This is a genomic window from Pseudocoprococcus catus (genome assembly GCF_019734885.1).
In the GTDB taxonomy this organism is placed as follows: Bacteria; Bacillota; Clostridia; order Lachnospirales; family Lachnospiraceae; genus Coprococcus_A; species Coprococcus_A catus.
In genome coordinates this window covers 384,331-407,101 of the sequence record NZ_JAAXCM010000020.1, presented here as the reverse complement: position 1 = coordinate 407,101, position 22,771 = coordinate 384,331, and the positions used below count along the sequence as shown (strand labels likewise).

Genomic DNA, 22,771 nt, shown 5'->3' with positions numbered 1-22,771 from the left:
ATTACTCCGCTTTGCCCATCAGTGCCATCAATTCCTCTTCTGTGATGACCGACACACCCAGCTCACGTGCTTTTTTATTCTTTGATGAAGCCGATGCCGCATCATTATTGATGAGGTAACTCGTCTTAGATGATACGGAACCTGCCACTTTGGCTCCTTTCTCCTCCAAGAGCTCTTTCAGCGCATTTCTATTTTTGAAATGTTCCAGTGAACCGGTAATGACAAAAATCTTTCCATCGAAAATACGATCCTCTGCTTCAAAATTCTCCTGCTCGATCTCCACTTCGCCAAGGAGATCCTCTAATTCCTTTTTGTGATGCTCATCCGCAAAATAATCCGTAAAGCTGCCGGCAATAACAGGACCAATTCCGTCAATCGCTGTCAATTCTTCTGTTGACGCCGACATTAGCGCCTGAAGGTCGTTTTTGTAATGCCGGCACAGCAATCTGGCATTAGAAAGACCGATATTCAAAATACCAAGACTGTAGATTAATTTAGCCAGTGTAATCTTTCTTGCCTTTTGAACAGATGCCATTAAACGCTGATACGACTTTTCGCCGAAACCATCCAGCTGCACAATCTCATCATGATAATTATCCAGATGAAAAAGATCAGCCGGCTCATGAAGGAATCCATGCTGTATCAGTTTCTCCAATGTTGCTTCTGACATACCTTCAATATTAAACGCATCCCTGCTGACAAAAAGTGAAAACTGCTTAACATGCTTTGCCGGGCATTCCTCATTCAGGCAATACAGGGAAGACACATCATTCAGGCTTCTGATCTCTGTTGTCTCACCACAGACAGGACAGACAGATGGAATCTCAAGGCTGTCACTTCTTGTGAGATTCTCAGCAATCTGAGGAATGATCATATTCGCCTTGTATACCTGGATCAAATCGCCCCGGCCCAACTGCAATGCTCTCAAAATGCTGATATTATGCAAACTTGCCCTTGATACTGTCGTTCCTTCCAGCTCCACCGGCTCAAATACAGCAATTGGATTGATCAATCCTGTTCTTGATGCACTCCATTCCACATCCAGCAAATGGGTCTCTCTGATCTCATCCGCCCATTTGAAAGCAATGGCATTACGGGGGAACTTGGCCGTTGTTCCAAGTGATTCACCATAGGCAATATCTTCCAAAATCAGTACAAGTCCATCTGATGGAAAATCATTCTCTGTAATTCTTTCTGCAAATTGGGATACATATGACGGCAGACTTTCTCTGTCCACCTGTACATGTTCCACCACATCAAATCCCTGGGATCTCAGCCATTCAAACTGCTGCATTCTGGAATTATGAAAATCTTCTCCCTCAGCAACAACAAGTGTGAAAGCGAAAAAGAAAACATTCCGCTCCGCAGTCACCGCATTGTTCAGCTGACGGACGGAACCGCTGCAGAGATTACGCGGGTTTTTGTATTTTGCTTCACTGTCCTCTATCTGATTGTTCAGTGCATTGAAATCAGAATACTTGATAACGGCTTCACCGCGCAGCGTCAGTTTCCCTTTGAACGCAATCCGATGAGGTACATTCTTAAATACCTTCGCATTGTTGGTAATAACTTCTCCAACATAGCCATTGCCCCTAGTCACCGCCTTGACCAGTTCTCCGTTATCATAAGTTAATACAATCGTCAGGCCGTCCATCTTCCAGGAAAGAACACCCATCTGATCTCCCAGCCAATCCGACAACGTCTGAACATCCTTTGTCTTGTCCAATGACAGCATCGGGTATTCATGTTCTTCCTTCGGCAATTCACTCACTACTTCATATCCGACATGAATCGTCGGACTGTTGCTCAAAGTAATCCCCGTCTCTTTTTCAAGCTGCACAAGTTCATCATAAAGGGCATCATATTCGTAATTGCTCATAATCTCTGTATCCTGCATATAGTAAGCCTTCGATGCCCGATTCAGGATTTCTGTCAACTCTTTGATTCTATCTGCCTTTGATGTCATCTGCTCTTCCTCCGCTTTATCTGGTTCTGTCGCTGATTGTCGATAAACTGCTGCTTCAAAGTCTCAAGCTCTTCCGGTGTAACGTCCCGCCATTTGCCTATGGGCAGATTACCCAGACGAATATTCATCACGCGGACTCTCTTGAGTTTCGTTACGTGATAATCAAAATATCTGCACATATAACGTATCTGACGATTCAAACCCTGTGTCAGAATAATTGAAAATGTATAATCATCCATCCTTCGCAGTGTACACGGTCGTGTCACCGTATCAAGAATCGGCACACCCTTTGACATTCCCTGTATAAAATCATCCGTAATCTTCTTATTCACCCGGACAATATATTCCTTCTCATGATACTGACTGGCTTTCAGAATATGATTGACAATCGTTCCATCATTCGTCAGAAGGATTAATCCCTCAGATTCCTTATCCAGACGTCCAATTGGATAAATTCTCTCGGGATAATGAATATAATCAATAATATTGTTCTTCTCCCGGATTCTGTCCGTTGTACAGACAATGCCTCTTGGTTTATTAAAGGCGATCAGCACCATCCTGTCATTCTGCCTGATCAGCTGGCTGCCGACCCTGACCTTCTGTCCTTTTCTTACTCTCGTTCCCAACTCAGCTCTCACGCCGTCCACTGTCACTCGTCCGGCTTCAATCAGCCGGTCAGCCTCTCTTCTGGAGCAAAAGCCCGCATCACTTAAGAATCTGTTCAGACGGACATCTTCCTTATTCGCATTCTCATGCAGCATATCTTTCTTAAAACCACTCATATCTGTTATCCCTATCACACAAAAGAGCTTTTGCTGCATTTCTCTTCAGCAAAAGCTCTTATCCTTCGTTCATCCATTTAGTTCTGTGCAGCATCACTGCCATCAGTCTGTGATTCTGTCTCACTGGCTGACTCGGTCCCAGTCTGTGATTCTGTCTCAGACTGTCCCGATTCAGTTGAAGATGTATCATCGGTCTCAGCTGAAGATGTATCTGTCACTTTTGTCTTGGAACGTACCTTCTGCATAAATTCCATCAGACTTGAATCATTCGCACAGGCACTGTCCATCTTCGTATTCACTGTGGAAATAAGCTCCATGACATCCTGATCCTGATAAAGCTGGTTAATGTAGTTCTGTGTTTTCTCATCATATTCGAATGAACCGGATGCTGCATTATAGTCACCACGGTAAATATATAATGAACCGTCGTCTTCTGTCTTCACATAGAAAACAGAAAGATTTGGTGCCAGTGTCTTGATATCTGCAAGCTTCAGTTCATCATAAACAAAAACAACATATTCTCCTGAATTCAATCCACGCTTTGTATAGTACTGTGTATTCTTATAATCTTCAATAATCTGAGATGTCGCAGTCAGTACGTCTGCATTGATCTCCTGATCAGAATTATAGACTTTCTTCAGAAGATCTGTATCCCCTTCCTTAAATGCCTTACGGTAGTTGGCGATCAGCTCACTCACTTCAGGATACTTATTCTCCTCAAGGGCATTGGTATTCTCATCGATACTTACCGATGACTCCGCCTTGGCACTATCTGACGTTGAAGAAGGATTCTTCTTCGTAGACTCCTTACCTCCAAGGTTCACAGCAAGTCCCGCCACTGCTGCAACAACAACGATTACTGACAATATAATGATCAATATGCTGTTTCGGTTCATCACTGCATTCCGTCTGCTGCCGGCAGATCCACTGCGCCCGTTTTCTATATCTCTATCATCTAATGAATTACGCATTCCTATTTCTTCCTCCATTTATTCAATCATATCTTTCAAAGCATTCTATATAAAAAATACACCTGAAGGGAATCGAACCCTCGCACACGGCTCCGGAAACCGTTGCTCTATCCACTGAGCTACAGATGCAATTGTTATTGTACAATACTTTTTATCAGAATGCAATGGATAAATTAATTTTTCTTATGTTAATTTTTCAAGTGTGTTGATTTAACTCATACTCTCTTCTTTAGAGCCCGAACCACCGTCTCAAGAATCTTAATTCGTGCATAATATTTGGAATTGGCCTCAACAATGGTCCATGGTGCACAAGTTGTAGATGTACGCAAAATCATCTCATCTACTGCCTTGACATATTCATCCCACTTTCCGCGGTTGCGCCAGTCCTCATCTGTAATCTTCCACTGTTTCTCCGGATCTTCCATCCGCTCCTTAAAACGCCGCTCCTGCTCATCCTTATCAATCTGAAGCCAGAACTTCAGAACAACCACACCATGGTCGGTCAGATTCTGCTCCATCTGATTGATTTCCCTGTAAGCACGACGCCATTCATTCTGACTGCAGAAGCCTTCGATCCTTTCTACCATCACACGACCGTACCATGTTCTGTCAAAAATCGTCATATGGCCATCCTTCGGCATTTCCTTCCAGAACCGCCATAAATAATGATGGGCTTTCTCAATGTCATTCGGTGCTGCCGTAGGAACAACTTCATATCCACGGGGATCCAGCGGTTCCGTCAAACGTTTAATCGCACCGCCTTTACCGGCCGCATCCCAGCCCTCCAGTGCCACAACAACCGGAATTCTCTTCAGATACATCTCATTATGCAGCCGCATTAACTCATCCTGCAGCTGTGCAAGCCGCTTTTTGTACGCTTCCTTCGTCATCGAAAGACTCATATCCACGCCATCCAAAACAGAAGTTCTCACTGTCTCTTGAAAATCCAAAGGCACATCGGAAGCTTTCTCTGCCTCTTTTTCCGACTGTTTGACACGATCCATTTTACGAAGCCGTTCCTCCATCATCTTTGCAGCCACTGCCATCACTTTCAATGCTGCATATTCGCGGTCCATTGCCTCGATTACATGCCACGGTGCCCATGCCATATCCGTTTGTTCCAGCATATAATCATACATCGGAAAATAACCCTTATACTGTTTAAAATGCTTCCAGTCGGCCTTTGTCACCCTCCATTTTGTCTCCGGCGAACGCTCCAGTTTCTTAAGCCGCTTCTCCTGTTCATCCGCCGAAATATGCAGAAAGAACTTGATGATCAATGTGCCATCCGCCGCCAACTGTTCTTCAAAAGAAAGTATCTGCTGATAAGAAGAAGCAAGTTTCTTCTGGGACATCGGCTGATCCATCTGCTCTGTGATCACACGACGATACCAGCTTCTGTCAAAAATATGAATACGCCCCTTCTGCGGTGTCTTCGTCCAGAATCGCCACAAAAATGGATGCATCCGTTCTTCCTCATTCTCTTCCTGAACAGTAAATACCTTAAATCCCCGCGGATCAAGGGGCTGTATCAGTCGATTGATCAGTGTTCCTTTCCCGGATGCCCCCCACCCTTCAAATACGATCATCACAGGCAGACCTTTCTTTCTTGCTTCACGCTGAAGAGCTGAAAATTTCGGAGCCAGCACATCCATCATTTCTTTATATTCTTTTTTTGAAAGATTTTTATTTAAATCAACTTCACCAAGCATTGTATTCTCCTTCTTAACTAAACAGGTATCAGGGGAGGAAATAAATCTAAACATTCATCGGAACAGAGCATTCACAAGTAATCCATAAACGACAAGGGGATGTCGTAACATATGCCGCCCGGACAGCTTTCATGGCTTGTCCGCATTTTACAACATCCCCTCTTCTGTGTGTTCTGCCCCATGACAGATCAATAATACTTTTTGCTTCCCCAGAGATTGCTTTTCCTGAATTCTATATATTCACTGTAAGCCTTCTCAAGGATCTGCCTCTCATTCGTAAATTTCAGTAAATGATACGCTTCGTGATACTTGTAATATCCCGAATCCACGAAATACTCTTCACGCTGTGGTTTGCTGAAATAGCTGTCAGACATCATCAAATACCAATGCACCTCTTTCATCACCACATCCTGGGATGTGTTAAAGCTGTACTGGCTCTTACCTACATATTTAACAATAGATGCGTCTACACCTGTTTCTTCTTTGACTTCTCTGAGTGCTGTTTCCTTAAATTCCTCGCCTGCCTCAACAGTACCTTTTGGTAATACCCATCCTTCGTATTTGTTCCTGTAATTCTTATACAGTAAAAGGATCTTACCTCTGAATATAACCACACCGCCACAGCTCGTTGCCTTTGTCATCGCAATTCCTCCCTGCTCATTGGTGTGTCCATCAAGTATTCTGATTATTAGTATACAATGATTTTCTGTATTTTACAACAGCATCACAGGATTTTAAGTAGTTGTTTGCCAATGAATATGCAAATGCTAATTATCCAGATAAGCATCCAGAATCTCACCGGCAATCGGTACCGCTTCACTGCTGGCTGTGCCTGCATCTTCCACCAGCACGCAGATAGCAATCTTTGGATCGTCTGCCGGTGCAAAACCAACAAACCATGCATTATTGCCTCTTCCGACAACCTCTGCTGTACCTGTCTTGCCGGCAACAGAATAATCCCTGCCTGAAAGCTTATAACCGGTACCCTCACTGACAACTGCCTTCATCATCTCTGTCAGCCTTGAAGCTTCAGAAGATGACACCAATGCACCGCAGCTTTCCGGTTCATATTTTTCAACTGCATTGCCTTCTGTATTCTGAACTTCATCAATCACATACGGTTCCATCAGTGTACCGCCGTTGGCGATTGCACTCACAATCATCGTTGCATGGATCGGAGAAATTGTTGTATTGCCCTGGCCGATGGCTGTTGCACCAATCTGCCACTGACTGTCCGTTGAGGACAATCCAAACTGGCTCTTAGCAGTTGTAAATTTCGTCGGCAGTGCCTGATTAAAAAGCAGAGAATTGGCAACTTCATTCATCTTGTCAACACTGATGGATAATCCAAGATTTGCAAAAGACGAATTACAGGACTCTGCAAAAGACTCCAGCAAATCCACCTGCCCATGCTCTTCTCCGCCATAACACTTAATATAACTATCACCGTCATCAGAATTCACTGAAATGGAACCATCACAGTAATAGCTGTAATTATCCGGATCTCCGCCGCTTCTCAGATATGCCAGCGATGTGACGATTTTGAATATGGATCCCGGGACAAAAAGCCCCTGCGTTGACTGATTCAACAATACTTTACTGTTTTCATCACTGATAATATCCTGATAATTGTCAACAAGCGAATTCGGATCGTAGTCCGGTTTTGAGACCATGGCAAGAACCTTGCCTGTAGACGGCTCAATAGCAACAACAGCACCTTCCCGCTCTCCCAGTGCATCATGAGCCACCTGCTGCAGATTCGCATTCAGTGTCGTTACCACATTGTCCGCCGGATTCTTCTGTCCGCTAATCTCATTGATGATCTTCTGCACAGGCTGAATATCTGATGTGATCAGATTATAATCTGCCGTCAGCTCAACACCTGACTTATTCACATCGCTGGTACCTACAACATGCGCAAAAGTACAGCCATACGGATAGTAACGGTAATAATTCCCGTTGTCATCCTTAATTGATTCTGCCAAAACCTCTCCGTCCGCCGAAAGAATCTCACCTCTTACTACACTGTCTGCCATCTTGGCCAATCGACTGTTATGGGGATTGTTGATCACTTCTTTGCTTGTCACACCATCAAAATAAATAAAATAACCGATCATACCAAAAAACAGGATCATCATCACGTAAGTGATACGCATGATCTCTTTGTTGGTACGTTTCTTTTCACTGAGTTCACGGCGCAGTTCGGTATCATCAATATCCAGATCGTCCTTTTTTCTGCCCCGCCGCTTTTGCTTCTTTGTATTCGTCTTCTTCACAGGAACCTCTTTTGCTGCGGCCTTGCCGGCCTGTTTATTCTGTCTCTTTTCCTGCGGTTGTTCATCCAATTTTTCTGTACGCTGCTGATTCTGCGCTGCCCGCTGTTTTTCTGTACGCTGCTGATTCTGCGCTATCCACTGTTTTTCTGCCGCACGCTGTTTTCTGCGTCTGTCACGTTCGACTGCTTCCTGTTCATTCAGCTTCCGATAGTGCTCAATATCACTTTCATCAAAATCAAAGTGATCCACATCATCAACTCCCGGCACATAATCCATCATCTCGTCACCAGAAAGCAGATTAAAGTCATCGGAAGAATCCTTTTTGATGTTGACAACTGTGTCATCCAGATTTGCCTTTTTATAGATGCGTCTGGTCAAGCCGCTGTCGCTGTTCTGATTCTCGTCGTTTTTCTTCAATCTGTTTCACCTCCTTCTGTTTTAACAGGTAGAGTCCCTGAATCACTGCAAAGACAATAATTGTAGAAAGAATAGAGCTACCGCCGTAACTGATGAGAGGAAGCGTAACACCTGTATGCGGAATAAACTTGATCACGCCGCCAATACATAAAAACAGCTGAAAACCATAAGCAATACTCAGTCCGATGGCCAGAAGTTTATAGAAATTATTGGTCAGGCGCAATGAAATATTAATAAACATAATAAAACAGCTCATAAACACAAGGATCAGACAGATTGCAAAAAATCCTCCCAATTCTTCAGCAATCACCGCAAAAATAAAATCACTTTCCCGAACCGGAATATCCTTTGGCATCCCCTGATAGAGGCCCATTCCAAACCATCCGCCGGTTCCGATTGCAAACAACGACTGCGCGATCTGATAGCCGGCATCGTTATAATTCCCCCACGGATCCTTCCATGCGATCACTCTTCGTTTGACATGATCAAAAAGATGGTACGCCACCACAGAAGCCCCGCTGCCTGCTGCAAGACCCAGAAGCGGCCACATCACCCTGCGTGATGCCACATAGAGCATTACGATATACGTTACAAAGAAAATAACCGCTGCACCAAGGTCTTTCTCAACCACCAGCATCAGGACATGCACCGCTGCAATGACGGATGTAATGATGATCTGTTTTAAACTGGTATTCTTGTACAGCATCGCTGCTACAAAGAATACAAAAATAATCTTTGCCAGCTCGGAAGGCTGAAACCCGATGCCTGCAATGCTGACCCAGTTTGTCGCACCGTATACCTTTGTACCAAAAATAAAGACAGAACCGACAACACCAAGGCCGAGAATGCCATAAACAATCCCAAGGCGGCTCAAAAATCCCACCTTCTCAACAATGACCGGCACTGCCAGACTGAAAGCCACAGATGCCACTGCTATTAAAAACTGCTTCACTGCCAGCGTCATATCCAGCCTTGTCAGCATCACAAATCCGATCATCATCAGAAAAAACATATTATTGATAAGTAATCTTGACGCATTTCTGTAAATATTGTTGTACATAAACAATGCAACAATAAAAAAACACAGCTGTGCGCCGTAAAAGACAAGTACATACATGGATTTTTCATTCAGAAAAATAATTGTATAAAGCATAAAATGGATCAACAGCATCAAAAAATTCTGACTCCTGTATATTCTGCGCTTTTTCTTTTCTTTTTTGACACTGAAAACCGTAAAACAGCGAATCGTATAAATCGCCATGATCAATGCAACCATGTACTTAAATAACTGTGTAATAACATTAACCATTCTTCACCTATTCTACTCCTCTTTTATAATGTCCTTTTGTAAAATCACCGGCCGCAGTTACGTGTTCACCCTTGGCTGCACGGACACCGTCACTGATCATTCTTCTGACTGTTTCTGCCGTCTCACCGGTAAATTGAAGACGCATTCCTGCCGCACCGATCTGCATGACTTCACTTACAACATCCATTAAATATAATGGAACAGAGTTATATATCAGATTATAACAAAATGCACATACATTGTGTACCTGGAATTTCTTGTGCTTACGATCTTCCAGTTCATAATATCCCGGCTTTTCGGTACATTTCCCGGTGGTCTTTAAAAGACATTGTGCAGATACCATAAGTGGCTGATAACCATACACAATCATCTCACCATTTCCCGAAGCCAAAAGACCGGCCAATTCCTTCCTGTTCAGTTCTGCAGGCAATGTTATCTGATCCACCATCTGTGTATAAACCTGACTGGCTCTGTCATTCATGCAATACATATTATAATCCGATATGCAAGGCTGGTCAAATCCTTCTCTTCGAAGCATCAGCAATGTCTCCATATTCCTTATAAGAAATCCGTCCGTCACATTGCGGCAAAGAATCTGTTTCTGTGCCAGACACAGGGCATCCGTATCCTTTCTGAGAATATACGGCATCGCCAGATAAAACAATTTGCCTGCCCGGTGAACCAACTCAGAGATTTCAAGAACCAGCTCTTTATTGCCTTCATAATTAAAGTAAATTCTGCTGATCTCTTCAAATTCTACAGCAACCTTGGCCTGCTCCTTAGAAGAAACCAGAACACTGACTTCAAACCCGGATTCCGTCTTCTTGTCAATATGCACGCTTGTATCAGGCGATGGCTGCCATATGCGCCGATAAGGCTTAAGCATGACCTGTTCCATCTCCTCAAGTGCTTTTCTCCGAAGCTGGTTTAATTCCTGCACTGTCATATAGCACCCTTCATCCAGAGAAATTTCCAGATTTTCAAATTCAAAGGCCGTTCCTCCGGTTTTCATCAGACGCTTGCAGATCTCTTCTTTTTCAAGGGGTCTTTTCTCTGCCGCCTGAACAATCGCTCCTTCCGCTGCTGCATGGTCATCCTCATGATACAGATCTATTCTAGCAGGTAAATCTTTCGAAATACTTATATAACCATAAAGCTTCTCTTTCAAGTCACTGTTTTTGACATATTGTTCCGTAACAGACCGGATCAGAGATTCATTGCGGGTTCTCATAATACGGCATGGCTGCTTAAAGGGCTTTCCCGCATATTGAAGCTTCAGGCGCCCGCCGACAGCCACGTTTCTGTCAATCTTTACTGACTGCCCATCCGGCAATTCCAGAACATCGCCTGTACCAAGAGCTTCTTCTGCCTGAATAATGATCTCATCTTTGCGGCCCATGCTGCCCTGTCCGATATAAACCCCTGAATGATTTGGGCGATGAACAGACATCATCCCCCCACCATTGTGACGGTTAAAATATCCGTCCGTAAATCCGCCTCTGTTGTACAGATCCATCAGCTGATGAATATCTTCCTTATCCACATGATAATTCTCACGTCCGCCCGTCAGATACATATCCGTATACTTTCGGTACAGATAGGCTGTAAGAGCTGCATATTCAGGCTTCTTCATACGGCCTTCGATCTTCAGGGAATCCACCCCTGCATCAATCAGATCCGGCAGCAGGCTCAGACTGCACAGATCCTTCGGGCTCAGCAGATAACCGCTGCTGCTCTTGTGGTCTGCCTGAAACGTCCAGGGAAGACGGCATGGCTGTGCACATCTTCCGCGATTGCCGCTTCTACCCCCGATCATACTGCTCATCAGACACTGTCCGGAATAACAATAGCAAAGGGCACCATGTACAAATGTCTCAATCTCAACGCCTGTCCGTCGTTTCATATTTGCAATCTCCGACAGATCAAGTTCACGGGGCGTTACAATCCGTGAAGCGCCATGATCTCTCAGCCATTCACCGTATTGTGTCCCGCACACCGTCATCTGGGTACTGGCATGAATCGCCATATCCGGGAAAAGGGTATGGATCAGCGTCATCACGCCCAGATCCTGCACGATCACCGCATCCAGTCCCTGCTCATAAAATGGCCTGATATACTCCGTCAGCTGTCCCTCTATTTCTATGTTTTTCAAAAGTGTATTCACCGTCATATACAGCTTTCTGCCATGCAGATGGGCATAATCAATGGCAGAAAGCATCTGTTCCATATCTGCATTGTCCGCATAAGCCCGTGCCCCAAACATCGGACCTCCCATATAAACTGCATCTGCTCCCGCCTTGTAGGCTGCTTTCATCGTCTCAAAAGAACCTGCCGGTGCCAATACCTCTATTTGTCTCATTTCTGTCTCCTGTCCTGCAAAGAACAAATGAGGGGAAGCCGCAACTTATCACTATGAATCCGTACAGCAACCCCTCGTATTATTCACAAAAGTCTCTTTAGTCCTTCTGCTGATCTGCCTTTGCCTCAAGCTTTACAATCTGTTTCTGAAGCTCATTGATTTCATCCTTCAGCTGATCGACCTTTCTGGATGATTCATCCAGCTGAATCTGAGCGGCGATCAGCTCATGCTTTAAATCATACTCAGCTTTATCCTTATCTTCCAGATCCGTTTCCAATTCGCCGATCCTTTTTCTTGCTTTATAATAATCATCTGCCATATTAAGCTCAAGCAAAGTTTTCTGCATATCACTGCCCATACGCTTATATCCCGGCAGCTCATTAAGCTCTGACATCTTGTTGTTGATATATAATGCAATCTTCTGAAGATATTCCTCACTCTCATAGCCGCTCAGCGTATAAACCTTGCCGCCAAGCAAAACCTGAACATCTGTCTTTGATGCCATTCCATATCCTCCTTCATCTTCAGTTACTACAAACATCTGCCTCATCTGGTCAAAAGTTTGAGACATCTTCCATATATTATAAACGAATTATCCGGAATTACAAGTCTTAATTCCTTAAAGCTGCTCTTTTGGAATACCGCAATGGACTCTGGCGAGTTCTGTGACAACTCTTCCCCGTGGCGTCCGCTGTATAAAGCCGTTCTTGATCAAATAAGGCTCATAGACATCCTCCAATGTCCCTGAATCCTCTCCCAGCGCCGCTGCCAGTGTATCAAGTCCCACAGGCCCGCCGCCGAATTTCTCCATCATGGTAAAGAGAATATTCCTATCTGACTGATCCAATCCATACTTATCTACATCCAGAAGATCCAGTGCTTCATTGGCAACCTGCAAAGTGATCACACCGTCATGACAAACCTGTGCATAATCCCTCACTCGCTTCAGCAAACGATTGGCAAGACGCGGTGTCCCCCTTGACCGTCTGGCAAGTTCTTCTGCTCCCCGTTCATCAATCTTCACATGCAGAACATCCGCGGATCTTCTGATAATTGTCATCAGATCCCTTGTTGAATAAAACTCCAGTCGGCTGACAACACCAAAACGATCTCTCAACGGTGCTGTCAAAAGGCCGGCTCTCGTCGTCGCACCCACCAGTGTGAATTTCGGGAGATCCAATCGAATAGATCTGGCTGCAGCACCCTTTCCGATCACAATATCGATGGCAAAATCCTCCATCGCCGGATAAAGGACTTCTTCTACCTGTCTGTTCAGCCGATGGATTTCATCAATAAAAAGAACATCCCCTTCTGACAGATTGTTCAATATGGCCGCAATTTCTCCCGGCTTCTCGATAGCCGGACCAGACGTCACCTTCATCTTCACACCCATCTCATTGGCAATAATTCCAGCCAAGGTCGTCTTGCCCAGTCCCGGCGGTCCATAAAAAAGGACATGATCTAAAGGTTCTTCCCTCTGTCTGGCTGCTTCAATATAAATAGAAAGAGTATCTTTCACTTTCTGCTGTCCGATGTAATCTTTCAGAAGCTGAGGCCGCAGGTGATTCTCAATCTTTATATCTTCCTCTGCAAACTCAGTTGTAATAATTCGTTTTGCCATTGTCCGTCACCTAAAATACCATAATCTTCTTCAGCGCCTGCTTCAATAAAGTCTCGCTGTCCATCTCGTCTGCTCCTGAAACAGCACGTACCGCACGTACTGCCTCCGTATTGCTGTAACCAAGCGCTGTCAGCGCCATAATAACTTCATCCCGAACTGAAGCTGCTGCCTCAGCGTTTCCTGCGGCATATGTCGACGAATCTCCATGATTGTCAATCATTGACTCAAGATCCAGCTTATCCTTTAATTCAATAATCATACGCTTAGCTGTCTTCGGACCGATACCCGGCGCTTTGGAAATAGCCTTGGCATCTTCAGCCAGAATTGCAAACCGCAGCTCATCCGCCGTCATAGAGGATAAAATGGCCAATGCAGCTTTAGGCCCCACACCATTCACTGTAATCAGCAATTTAAAAACAGTCAGGTCATCCCTGGTCAGAAAACCAAATAATCCCAAGGCATCTTCTCTTACATAAGTATAAGTATATATTTTAACTCTGCTGCCCGGATCCGGCAGCGACTGCGCCACAGATACCGGCACCTGAATTTCATATCCAATGCCCTGACAGGCAACAATAATCGTATCTTGTCCGACTTCACATAATTCTCCCTGAATAAATGCTATCACGACTTTCACTCCTTCGGAAATCATCATACCACAAAACAGCTGTTCAGTCCAGTAGAGACTGTTCAAATGTTCGATTTTGTGATAAGATACGGACAGGAGGTCCTCTTATGCTTACTTTTGATACTTTTTATTCATCAGATATACAGATCGGCGACAGCACTCTTCTCCTGAACATCGAAACGACCGGTCTTTCCCCTCGCAATGCCTTTGTTTTTATGATCGGCCTGGGATGGATGGAGAACAATGGCTGGCATTTTCGCTGCCTTCTTGCAGAGAAACGCATGGATGAACGCAAATTGATGGAAGTTTTCCAACAGATTCTGACCGGTTACCATCAGGTTCTAACCTATGGCGGCCATAGTTTTACATACCGTTTTCTGGAAGAACGCTGGAGAAACTACAGCGATTCAGATTTCTTTTCAGACACAGAGCATCGTCTTTTTGAGAACATCCGCCAGCTGGATATCCAGAAAAGCCTTTCACCCTACAAACATCTGCTGTCCTTTGCAGATATCAAAAAAGAAACAGCCGAGCATTTTGTTCATTATCATCGTTCAGAGCACACTGCACCAAAGGAGCTGATTAAATGCTACACCGCATGGGAACTTTCCGGCGACAACAAACTGCAGACACAGCTTATCAGCCATCACGATGCGGATATGATCGGACTGCTCTCCCTTTATTCCCTGATAGCTTATGCACAGTTTTTCAGAGGTGAATTTGATGCCATAGAGCATTGTGAAACAGATGGCCGCTTCTGCTCTTTCACTTTATCTTTAAAAACAGCGGTTCCGGTTCCGATTCAAGCTTCTGGTGTATATTTCTTTCTTTCGCTAACTAAAGCCTCCGCACTGCTTCGCATCCCCATGTTTCAGGGTGAATTAAAGTATTTTCTTCCGGGTCCCGCCAAAGATTACTACTATCTTCCAAAAGAAGATCAGGCTGTTCACCGATCCATTGCCTGCTATGTTGACAAAGCTTACCGACAGAAGGCCACCGCCGCCACCTGTTATGTTCGCCAGAACGGTGTTTTCCTTCCGGCCGCGGATACTTCTCTGCAGCCTTGTTTCAGAGAATCTTATGACAGTACACATTTTTTTATTGCATATGATACCAATCGTTTTGAAGAGCATCCTGATGATTTAAAACATTATTTAAGCATCCTGATCAAAAAGTCTCTGATCCATTAAAATCTCCGATCTTGCAGATTTTACAAACTATGAGAAACACGCTCCGCGAGTTTCTCAGGTTATCGCGGCCTCTACACTCCGTTTCGGTCGTTGCTAAACAAGCGCCACTGGCGCTTAGCAACGCCAAGGTCTTGTGCAGGCACGTACTTTGGCTTGTTGCTCGCGTAAATGAAATGAGTATGTGGAAAAATGACCTCATTCTTCCACATACTCATTTTATTTTTTCTTCTGTTGGTTTTTATCGGTTTTTCCAAGGATGGAATGAAAATCCAGTTTCTTTCTGGTATCGCTGACCATCTGGTCAATCTCCGTCTCTGCTTCAGCTTCCACATTGACATGAGAAGACATCTTGTACTTTCTCTTCTCTATCTCATTTAAGAAATTACGCCTGCCATTCTTGGTCATCGTCCTGTCAAGAAATGTATCTCTGCTGACAGCATAAATCCACGGATGTGTCTGACTGATCTTCAGCTTGGCAAGATGCCCTGCTTCCGACTGCTTTGCATCCAGAACAATTGTATGACATTTGAAATCCCTGTCATAAATAAATAAAGTGTATTCTGAAGGCTTTGCAACCGTTCCATAAACAGGATCCTCAAAACAGGCAATAATGTTATCCAGACGGATCACTTTGCACATATTCAATAAATGCAATGAAAAAAGCAGCAAAAACTGGTCTGTCACGATCAGATCACCAGCACTGACAACAGATTCATTCTGCATATCTTTCTTCAGCAGCACATAGCCTGATTTGCTTTTGCCAAAAACAAACCTTTCAAAATGAAATGCCTGATAAATCAGCCAGACACCCAGTAAGACCATCAATGCACAAATTACCAGCCCCAATATATACGCCAGTTTGCTGTTGATATCATAACTTTCCATTATCTCCTGTACAATGGATACGGTAATCCCTATAGAAATAAGCAAAAGGGAACACCCCATCATCAGACGCAGGATAAAGCATTTTAACTTTATGGCATAGTACGGCTGCATATAAAACCTCCTTGAGAAAAAAGAGGCCCTACCTGCCAACAGCAGGCAAAGCCTCTCCTGAATTCAAAAATTATTCTTCAGTTTCTTCTTTTGTATCCAGTGCTTTCATGCTCAGGCTGATCTTCTGGGATTCTTCATTGAAATCAACAACCTTTGCTGTAATAACCTGACCATAAGAAAGAACATCTGATGGTTTGTCTACATGATCTCTTGAGATCTGAGATACATGAAGGAGAGCATCTACACCTGGCTCCAGTTCAACAAATGCACCAAAGTCTGTCATTCTTGCTACTTTACCTTCAACAACATTGCCTACTGCATATTTTTCAGCAGCTGTAAGCCATGGATTTGTTTCTGGGAATTTCAGGCTTAATGCAATCTTCTCGCCCTGAATATCTTTGATCAGGACTTTCAGTGTATCGCCGACTTTAAGAACCTTCTTTGGATTCTCAACTCTGCCCCAGGACATCTCTGAAATATGAAGAAGACCATCTGCACCGCCAAGATCAATGAATGCACCGAAATCTGTTACATTCTTTACGCGGCCTTCAACTGTATCACCGATATTAATCTTTTCAAATAATTCTTTCTGTTTCTGAGCTTTTTCAGCAAGGATGAGCTGTTTTCTATCACCGATGATTCTTCTCTTGCGAGGGTTGAATTCTGTGATAACAAAAGAGATTTCCTGATCCTGATACTTGGACAGGTTCTTCTCATAAGTATCGGAAACAAGGCTTGCAGGGATAAATACTCTTGCTTCTTCTACCACAACGCTTAAACCGCCCTCAAGGACATTAGCAACTTTCGCTGTAAGTACTTCCTTGTTGTTGTAAGCTTCTTCAATTCTCTTATTGCCTCTTTCAGCAAGCAGTCTCTTGTATGTTAAGAGAACCTGACCTTCACCATCATTTACTTTCAGAACCTTAGCCTGCATTGTATCGCCGACATTAACAACTGTTCTGAGATCAAGATTAGATGTATTGGAATACTCATTTCTCGTGATGATTCCGTCTGCTTTGTAGCCTATATTAAGAATGATCTCGTCTTCTTTAACATCGATGACGGTACCTTCAACGACTTCTCCTGTTCTGATAGTTTTTAATGATGCTTCCAGCATCTGTTCAAAACTCTGTTCATTACCCATTTCTGACATATTGGTGTGAACCTCCTCGATAATATTATTTGGGGTCGATGCCCCTGCTGTAATACCTACATTACCTATAGATTCAAATGTCTTCAAATCCAAGTCAACAAGTGTCTGTATATAGTAAGTATTTTTACATTCGTTTTTGCAAATATCATATAATTTCTGCGTATTGGAACTTTGTCTTCCGCCGATGACAATCATCGCATCAACGCGTCCGGCTATATCCCGGGCTTCTGACTGGCGTTCCTCTGTCGCATTACATATAGTATTTAGACATCTTATATCATAACCCTTTTTTGAAATAATTTCAACTAATAATTGAAATTTATTGTAATTAAATGTCGTTTGTGACACAAGGCACAATTTTTTGTCCGGATCAGGCGAAAAATTCTCTGCTTCTTCCACTGATTCGATGATCACCGGCGGTTCCTTGCACCAGCCGCTGATTGCTTGAACCTCAGGATGTGCAGCACTGCCTATAATAACAATACCATAACCCTGGCCGCTGAAATCTTCAACTATCCGATGGATCTTCTTAACAAAAGGACATGTGGCATCCACAATTTCAAATCCCATCTGTTTCAAAAGATTAATTTCATTCTTTGATGCCCCATGAGAACGGATGATCATCGTTCCTCCGCGAAGGCCGGCTGCTTCATCAATGGAATGAACCACTCTCACTCCCTTTGATTCAAGATCATCTACAACGGTCTCATTATGTATAATCGGACCGTAGGTATAGACTTTGTGCTTTCCTGCCAGACCATAGGCCATGTCCACCGCCCGGCGAACACCGAAGCAGAAGCCGGCAGTCTTGGCCAGTATAACATTTCTCATAGAAACTTACCTCGCAACAGCCTGTCCAATCAGCTTTTTCAGATAACAGACAACTTCCTCAATAGTCATAGCTGAAGTATCCACTCTGACAGCGTCTTCAGCCTGTTTCAACGGTGCAATGGCCCGATTCATATCCCGTTCATCCCGTTCGATAACTTCTCTTTCAACATTCTCCAATGTACAACTGACACCCTTGGCTATAAATTCTTCATAACGCCGAACAGCACGAACATGTGCATCTGCCGTCAAAAAAATCTTCACATCTGCATTCGGCAGTACATGCGTGCCAATGTCTCTGCCGTCCATGATCACATTCTCTGCCGCCGCCAGAGATCGCTGCAGCGAAAGCAATTTCTCTCTTACTTCCGGTATAGCAGAAATCTTGCTGGACATCTCACTGACTGTCTCAGTCCGGATAAAGTCATTGACATTCTTTCCATTCAGGATCACCTGCTGTTCACCGGCACTGTATTGAATATCAATTGTAATGGCATCGCAGGCACTTCCGACTTCATCCAGATGGCTGACATCTATTTTGTGTTCGATCATATAAAGTGCCATGGCACGATACATTGCTCCTGTATCTACATAAATATAATTCAATTCTCTGGCAAGCATCCTGGCAATCGTACTCTTGCCTGCGCCTGCCGGTCCATCAATTGCTACATTTATACTCATCTTTTTCATTCCTTTACTCTGTGATCGCTCCTGCTGCAGATTTTCCTGCCAGATAAGCAGTTGACCAGGCAATCTGAAGATTATATCCGCCTGTAACAGCGTCCAGATCCAACACTTCACCGGCAAAATACAGTCCCTTTATAAGCTTCGATTCCATTGTGCTCGGATCTACATCTTTGACACGAATGCCGCCCTGGGTAATGATGGCTTCATTAAATCCGCGCACCCCTGTCACCGTCATGGTCAGATGATGCATCACATGTACCAGTGTCTGTCGCTGCTGTCTGGTTACATCATGTACGACAGTATAAGGATCAATTCCCGATAATCTGATAATGATCGGAATCATACTTGCCGGCAGAAGCTCTGACAGAGAGTTCCTGATCTGCTTATTGATATTCTTCTCAAAATCCCTGAGAAGCCGGGCATCCAACTGCTCATCTGTCAGTGACGGTTTCAGGTCGATCTCCGCTGTTACCGTTCCTTTCTTCAGATATGGAGCAAGATGTGTACTTCCGCTCAATACAACAGGTCCGGTGATACCAAAATGCGTAAACATCATTTCCCCAAATTCCTGATAGAAATTCTTCTTGCCGCATTTCATGGTAAATGTAATGTTCTTCAAAGATAATCCCTGAAGTTCCGGACACCATTCATCAGCAACTGTCATCGGTACAAGAGACGGTACTCTTTTTGTTACATGATGGCCTGCAGCTTCCGCCATACGATAACCATCCCCTGTTGAACCTGTGGAAGGATAGGACATGCCGCCTGTAGCGATAATAACGGTATCCGCATTGACCTTTTGTCCGTCAGACAGTCGGATTCCACAAATCTCACCATTCTCAACCAGCAGTTCTTTCACTTCCTGTCGGAGATGAATATAAACACCTCTGTCCTTTAATACCCGTTCCAATGTCCGAATCACATCTGAGGACTTATCTGAAACCGGAAATACTCTCTGTCCTCTCTCAGTTTTCAATTTCAGTCCCTGATCAGATAGAAACTGCATCATATCCTGATTACTGAATGTATAAAATGCCGAATACAAAAATCTGGCGTTTGTGACCACATGCGCCAGCAATTCTTCCACATCATCACAGCCATTGGTAATATTGCAGCGTCCCTTTCCTGTGATAAACAGCTTCTTTCCAAGCTTCTCATTATGTTCATATATATGAACTTCTGTATGTTCATCTGCTGCCGAAATGGCCGCAAACATACCGGCAGCACCGCCGCCGATGATTATTATCTTTCTCATATAAAACTCCATCCGGATTCTTTAATCAATATGTTCATATTCATTCATCGTGTTCCATATTGATTCCATAGACAACATTGTATCTGTCACAGAATCTTTATACCGCATACTCAATGCTGCCAGCAATACGTTCACCACACTAAGAGGAGCCACAAGGGAATCCACAAATGAAACCATATCGCTGCCGGCATAAATTGAACAGTCCGCATACTTGGCCAGCGGTGACTGCGCACCATCTGTAATCGCAATAATCTTCGCCTTACGGTTCTTTGCAAAAGAAACTGTCTGAATTGTCTTTACGGAATAACGTGGAAAACTGATTGCAATAATCACATCCTCATCACCAATGCGATGGATTTCTTCAATAGACTCTGTCACACTGTCAGAACGTATCAAGCGGACATCATCAAATATATAGTTGAGATAATAGCTCAAAAATGAAGCCAGTGTACTGCAGCTCCTGCCGCCGATCACATAAATCTTTCTGGCATCTCCAATCAAATCTACGGCTTTGTAAAAAGCTTCTCGGTCGAGCATTTCTTCCGTATGCTTTAAATTCTGAATATCATTATTAATGACGGAAGATATAAGATCCGGACTTTCGGATAAACGTTCGTATGCCAGCGAAATTCTCTGTACAGAGCTCAATCTCTGCTTCACAAGCTCTCCCAACGCTTTCTGAAACTGCGGATATCCCTTAAAGCCGAGTTCCGTTGCAAAACGTACGACCGTTGACTCACTGACTCCTACGATCTTGCCAAGGCGTGCCGCTGTCATATCCACAGCTTTATCATAATTACTACATATATAATTTGCTATATATCTCTGCCCTTTGCTGAATGTTTTATAAGATTCCTCTATTAATTGCAGAACATCTGTCGATGTATCCATATTTGCCTCCAGTTTTTTCATCAATCCGTTTTATCATAACACAGATTTTTCATTCCCGCAAGTAAGCAAAGGATGCGCTTTCGCATATTCTGTTCATGCAAAGAAAAGGCTGCTTCAAAACATGTTCTGAAACAGCCTTTCTTTCATCCTCTATGTATGTTAGAAGAAAAGGAATTATTTTTTAACGATAAGAGCCTGACCCTGGCCGCCACCAATACACAGTGTAGCAAGACCTGTATGAGCATCTTCTCTCTTCTGTAATTCATATAATAATGTAACAAGAATTCTGGCACCTGATGCACCAATTGGATGGCCGAGAGCGATTGCACCACCATTAACATTGACTTTGCTCATATCAAACTTAAGATCCTGAGCAACTGCCAGAGACTGAGCTGCAAAAGCTTCATTTGCTTCAACCAGATCAATATCATCAATTGTCATATTAGCTCTGGCCATTGCCTTTGTAACTGCAGGAACAGGTCCAACACCCATGATTGAAGGATCTACACCGCCTGTAGCATAGGAAACGATTGTTGCCAGAGGTTTAATACCTAATTCATCAGCTTTTTCTTTGGACATAACAACCAGAGCTGCTGCACTATCATTGATACCGGAAGCGTTAGCTGCTGTAACTGTACCGCCGTCTCTCTTGAAAGCTGGTTTTAATTTAGCAACTTTCTCGATTGTTGTGCCAAATTTCGGATGTTCATCTGTATCAAATACTGTATCACCCTTCTTGCCATGGATAACAACAGGAACGATTTCATCTTTGAACTTACCGGCTTTGATTGCTGCTTCAGCTTTGCTCTGGGAAGCTACTGCGAATTCATCCTGCATCTCTCTTGTGATACCATATTTCTCAGCAACATTTTCTGCTGTAATACCCATATGATACTGATTGAAAGCATCCCACAGACCATCGTTAACCATAACGTCGATCATCTTAGAATTGTTCATTCTTGCACCCCAACGAGCACTTGGAACTGCATATGGAGCAGCACTCATGTTTTCTGTACCACCGCAGACAACGATTTCAGATTCGCCTGCAAGAATCTGGTTAGCTGCAAGAGCAACACTCTTCAATCCAGAACCACAAACAATATTGATTGTCATAGCTGTTGTCTCAATAGGAAGACCTGCTTTTAATGTAACCTGACGAGCGATATTCTGTCCAAGACCTGCCTGTAATACATTACCAAAAATAACTTCATCAACCATCTCAGGTTTGATGCCTGCTCTCTTAACTGCTTCTTTAACAACGATTGCACCAAGTTCTGCTGCCGGAACGTCCTTTAAAGTACCGCCAAATGTACCAATAGCTGTTCTACATGCACTAGCAATTACAATTTCTCCCATGATCTTGTTCTCCCTTTCAATAACATAACATGATAAAATATTAATAAAGCAACTCACGCGCTCATTAACGATGCCCTTTGAAAACTGTTATTCTCTCATTCATCATTCTATTCGTTTTCAACTCCCATAAGCATTCGTTAATTTATTAACATCGTGTTGATGTTATTATATCATGAATTTTAAATTTGTACAGTACTTTTTTCAAATTTTTTGAAGTTCTTATTTTTTTGTCTGAAAATCATCGTCTAACATCAATTTCTTTCAGCACTATTGTTCTATAAAACCTCCGAAAATCAAAATTGGCCTATCCTATTTCATGTTAATTCTCTAACGTGATTGGATGAACCAATCGGCGTGGGAACCGTAGATTTTCA

At 43.5% G+C, this 22,771-nt stretch carries 18 protein-coding genes and 1 tRNA gene; 1 reads left to right on the top strand and 18 read right to left on the bottom strand.

Features of this window, described 5'->3' with window-relative positions; translation table 11 throughout:
* Position 1 precedes the first annotated feature (1 nt).
* The 12 genes from ligA to ruvA form a co-directional block, all read right to left on the bottom strand.
* Positions 2-1,966, bottom strand: coding sequence for an NAD-dependent DNA ligase LigA (ligA, locus tag HED67_RS03890; protein WP_221717577.1), 1,965 nt, complete (start codon positions 1,964-1,966; stop codon positions 2-4).
* Positions 1,963-2,748 (bottom strand): pseudouridine synthase, encoded by a 786-nt coding sequence (locus HED67_RS03885; RefSeq protein WP_221717576.1) that lies wholly within the window; start codon positions 2,746-2,748, stop codon positions 1,963-1,965. The genes ligA and HED67_RS03885 overlap by 4 nt, the downstream gene beginning before the upstream one ends.
* Positions 2,749-2,825: 77 nt before the next feature.
* Positions 2,826-3,719 carry a hypothetical protein gene (locus HED67_RS03880; RefSeq protein WP_221717575.1) on the bottom strand — a complete coding sequence of 298 codons (894 nt, stop codon included), beginning with the start codon at positions 3,717-3,719 and terminating at the stop codon, positions 2,826-2,828.
* A gap of 57 nt (positions 3,720-3,776) precedes the next feature.
* Positions 3,777-3,848 (bottom strand) — tRNA-Arg (locus HED67_RS03875).
* An 86-nt stretch (positions 3,849-3,934) separates the two neighbouring features.
* Entirely contained in the window at positions 3,935-5,431 is a 1,497-nt protein-coding gene (gene pap / locus HED67_RS03870; protein ID WP_221717574.1) for a polyphosphate:AMP phosphotransferase, read from the bottom strand.
* 188 nt (positions 5,432-5,619) lie between these two features.
* Positions 5,620-6,072, bottom strand: coding sequence for an NUDIX hydrolase (locus tag HED67_RS03865; RefSeq protein WP_178441107.1), 453 nt, complete (start codon positions 6,070-6,072; stop codon positions 5,620-5,622).
* 126 nt (positions 6,073-6,198) lie between these two features.
* A complete protein-coding gene (locus HED67_RS03860; protein WP_221717573.1) occupies positions 6,199-8,124 on the bottom strand; it encodes a peptidoglycan D,D-transpeptidase FtsI family protein in 1,926 nt (641 codons plus the stop codon).
* On the bottom strand, positions 8,066-9,433 hold the full coding sequence (locus HED67_RS03855) for an FtsW/RodA/SpoVE family cell cycle protein (RefSeq protein WP_178441103.1): 1,368 nt from the start codon (positions 9,431-9,433) through the stop codon (positions 8,066-8,068). The genes HED67_RS03860 and HED67_RS03855 overlap by 59 nt, the downstream gene beginning before the upstream one ends.
* Before the next feature lie 7 nt (positions 9,434-9,440).
* Positions 9,441-11,792, bottom strand: a complete 2,352-nt coding sequence (locus tag HED67_RS03850) for a U32 family peptidase (protein WP_221717572.1) — start codon at positions 11,790-11,792, stop codon at positions 9,441-9,443.
* Positions 11,793-11,889: 97 nt separating this feature from the next.
* Entirely contained in the window at positions 11,890-12,297 is a 408-nt protein-coding gene (locus HED67_RS03845; protein ID WP_178441098.1) for a cell division protein ZapA, read from the bottom strand.
* 114 nt (positions 12,298-12,411) lie between these two features.
* Positions 12,412-13,413, bottom strand: a complete 1,002-nt coding sequence (gene ruvB / locus HED67_RS03840) for a Holliday junction branch migration DNA helicase RuvB (RefSeq protein ID WP_178441096.1) — start codon at positions 13,411-13,413, stop codon at positions 12,412-12,414.
* Positions 13,414-13,423: 10 nt separating this feature from the next.
* Positions 13,424-14,041 carry a Holliday junction branch migration protein RuvA gene (gene ruvA / locus HED67_RS03835; RefSeq protein ID WP_215632671.1) on the bottom strand — a complete coding sequence of 206 codons (618 nt, stop codon included), beginning with the start codon at positions 14,039-14,041 and terminating at the stop codon, positions 13,424-13,426.
* Positions 14,042-14,148: 107 nt separating this feature from the next.
* Here ruvA and HED67_RS03830 point away from each other — a divergent pair, with 107 nt between their 5' ends.
* Entirely contained in the window at positions 14,149-15,231 is a 1,083-nt protein-coding gene (locus tag HED67_RS03830; protein WP_221717571.1) for a ribonuclease H-like domain-containing protein, read from the top strand.
* Positions 15,232-15,447: 216 nt separating this feature from the next.
* Here the strand turns inward: HED67_RS03830 and HED67_RS03825 are convergent, their stop codons facing one another.
* The 6 genes from HED67_RS03825 to HED67_RS03800 all read right to left on the bottom strand — a co-directional run bounded on the left by HED67_RS03825 (position 15,448) and on the right by HED67_RS03800 (position 22,397).
* A complete protein-coding gene (locus tag HED67_RS03825) occupies positions 15,448-16,227 on the bottom strand; it encodes a hypothetical protein (protein ID WP_221717570.1) in 780 nt (259 codons plus the stop codon).
* A 70-nt stretch (positions 16,228-16,297) separates the two neighbouring features.
* Complete coding sequence (locus HED67_RS03820) at positions 16,298-18,211, bottom strand: bifunctional 4-hydroxy-3-methylbut-2-enyl diphosphate reductase/30S ribosomal protein S1 (RefSeq protein ID WP_221717569.1); 1,914 nt, start codon at positions 18,209-18,211, stop codon at positions 16,298-16,300.
* A gap of 6 nt (positions 18,212-18,217) precedes the next feature.
* On the bottom strand, positions 18,218-18,889 hold the full coding sequence (gene cmk, locus HED67_RS03815) for a (d)CMP kinase (protein ID WP_221717568.1): 672 nt from the start codon (positions 18,887-18,889) through the stop codon (positions 18,218-18,220).
* A 13-nt stretch (positions 18,890-18,902) separates the two neighbouring features.
* Positions 18,903-20,150, bottom strand: coding sequence for a BaiN/RdsA family NAD(P)/FAD-dependent oxidoreductase (locus HED67_RS03810; RefSeq protein WP_221717567.1), 1,248 nt, complete (start codon positions 20,148-20,150; stop codon positions 18,903-18,905).
* A 21-nt stretch (positions 20,151-20,171) separates the two neighbouring features.
* Positions 20,172-21,041, bottom strand: coding sequence for a MurR/RpiR family transcriptional regulator (locus HED67_RS03805; RefSeq protein WP_221717566.1), 870 nt, complete (start codon positions 21,039-21,041; stop codon positions 20,172-20,174).
* Positions 21,042-21,215: 174 nt separating this feature from the next.
* A complete protein-coding gene (locus HED67_RS03800) occupies positions 21,216-22,397 on the bottom strand; it encodes an acetyl-CoA C-acetyltransferase (RefSeq protein WP_178441081.1) in 1,182 nt (393 codons plus the stop codon).
* Positions 22,398-22,771: the final 374 nt, after the last annotated feature.

Coding starts and splice junctions, on each gene's coding strand:
- ligA (WP_221717577.1), bottom strand. CDS start 1,966: ATGACATCAAAGGCAGATAGAATCAAAGAGTTGACAGAAATCCTGAAT.
- HED67_RS03885 (WP_221717576.1), bottom strand. CDS start 2,748: ATGAGTGGTTTTAAGAAAGATATGCTGCATGAGAATGCGAATAAGGAA.
- HED67_RS03880 (WP_221717575.1), bottom strand. CDS start 3,719: ATGCGTAATTCATTAGATGATAGAGATATAGAAAACGGGCGCAGTGGA.
- pap (WP_221717574.1), bottom strand. CDS start 5,431: ATGCTTGGTGAAGTTGATTTAAATAAAAATCTTTCAAAAAAAGAATAT.
- HED67_RS03865 (WP_178441107.1), bottom strand. CDS start 6,072: ATGACAAAGGCAACGAGCTGTGGCGGTGTGGTTATATTCAGAGGTAAG.
- HED67_RS03855 (WP_178441103.1), bottom strand. CDS start 9,433: ATGGTTAATGTTATTACACAGTTATTTAAGTACATGGTTGCATTGATC.
- HED67_RS03850 (WP_221717572.1), bottom strand. CDS start 11,792: ATGAGACAAATAGAGGTATTGGCACCGGCAGGTTCTTTTGAGACGATG.
- HED67_RS03845 (WP_178441098.1), bottom strand. CDS start 12,297: ATGGCATCAAAGACAGATGTTCAGGTTTTGCTTGGCGGCAAGGTTTAT.
- ruvB (WP_178441096.1), bottom strand. CDS start 13,413: ATGGCAAAACGAATTATTACAACTGAGTTTGCAGAGGAAGATATAAAG.
- HED67_RS03830 (WP_221717571.1), top strand. CDS start 14,149: ATGCTTACTTTTGATACTTTTTATTCATCAGATATACAGATCGGCGAC.
- HED67_RS03825 (WP_221717570.1), bottom strand. CDS start 16,227: ATGCAGCCGTACTATGCCATAAAGTTAAAATGCTTTATCCTGCGTCTG.
- HED67_RS03820 (WP_221717569.1), bottom strand. CDS start 18,211: ATGAGAAATGTTATACTGGCCAAGACTGCCGGCTTCTGCTTCGGTGTT.
- cmk (WP_221717568.1), bottom strand. CDS start 18,889: ATGAGTATAAATGTAGCAATTGATGGACCGGCAGGCGCAGGCAAGAGT.
- HED67_RS03810 (WP_221717567.1), bottom strand. CDS start 20,150: ATGAGAAAGATAATAATCATCGGCGGCGGTGCTGCCGGTATGTTTGCG.
- HED67_RS03805 (WP_221717566.1), bottom strand. CDS start 21,041: ATGGATACATCGACAGATGTTCTGCAATTAATAGAGGAATCTTATAAA.
- HED67_RS03800 (WP_178441081.1), bottom strand. CDS start 22,397: ATGGGAGAAATTGTAATTGCTAGTGCATGTAGAACAGCTATTGGTACA.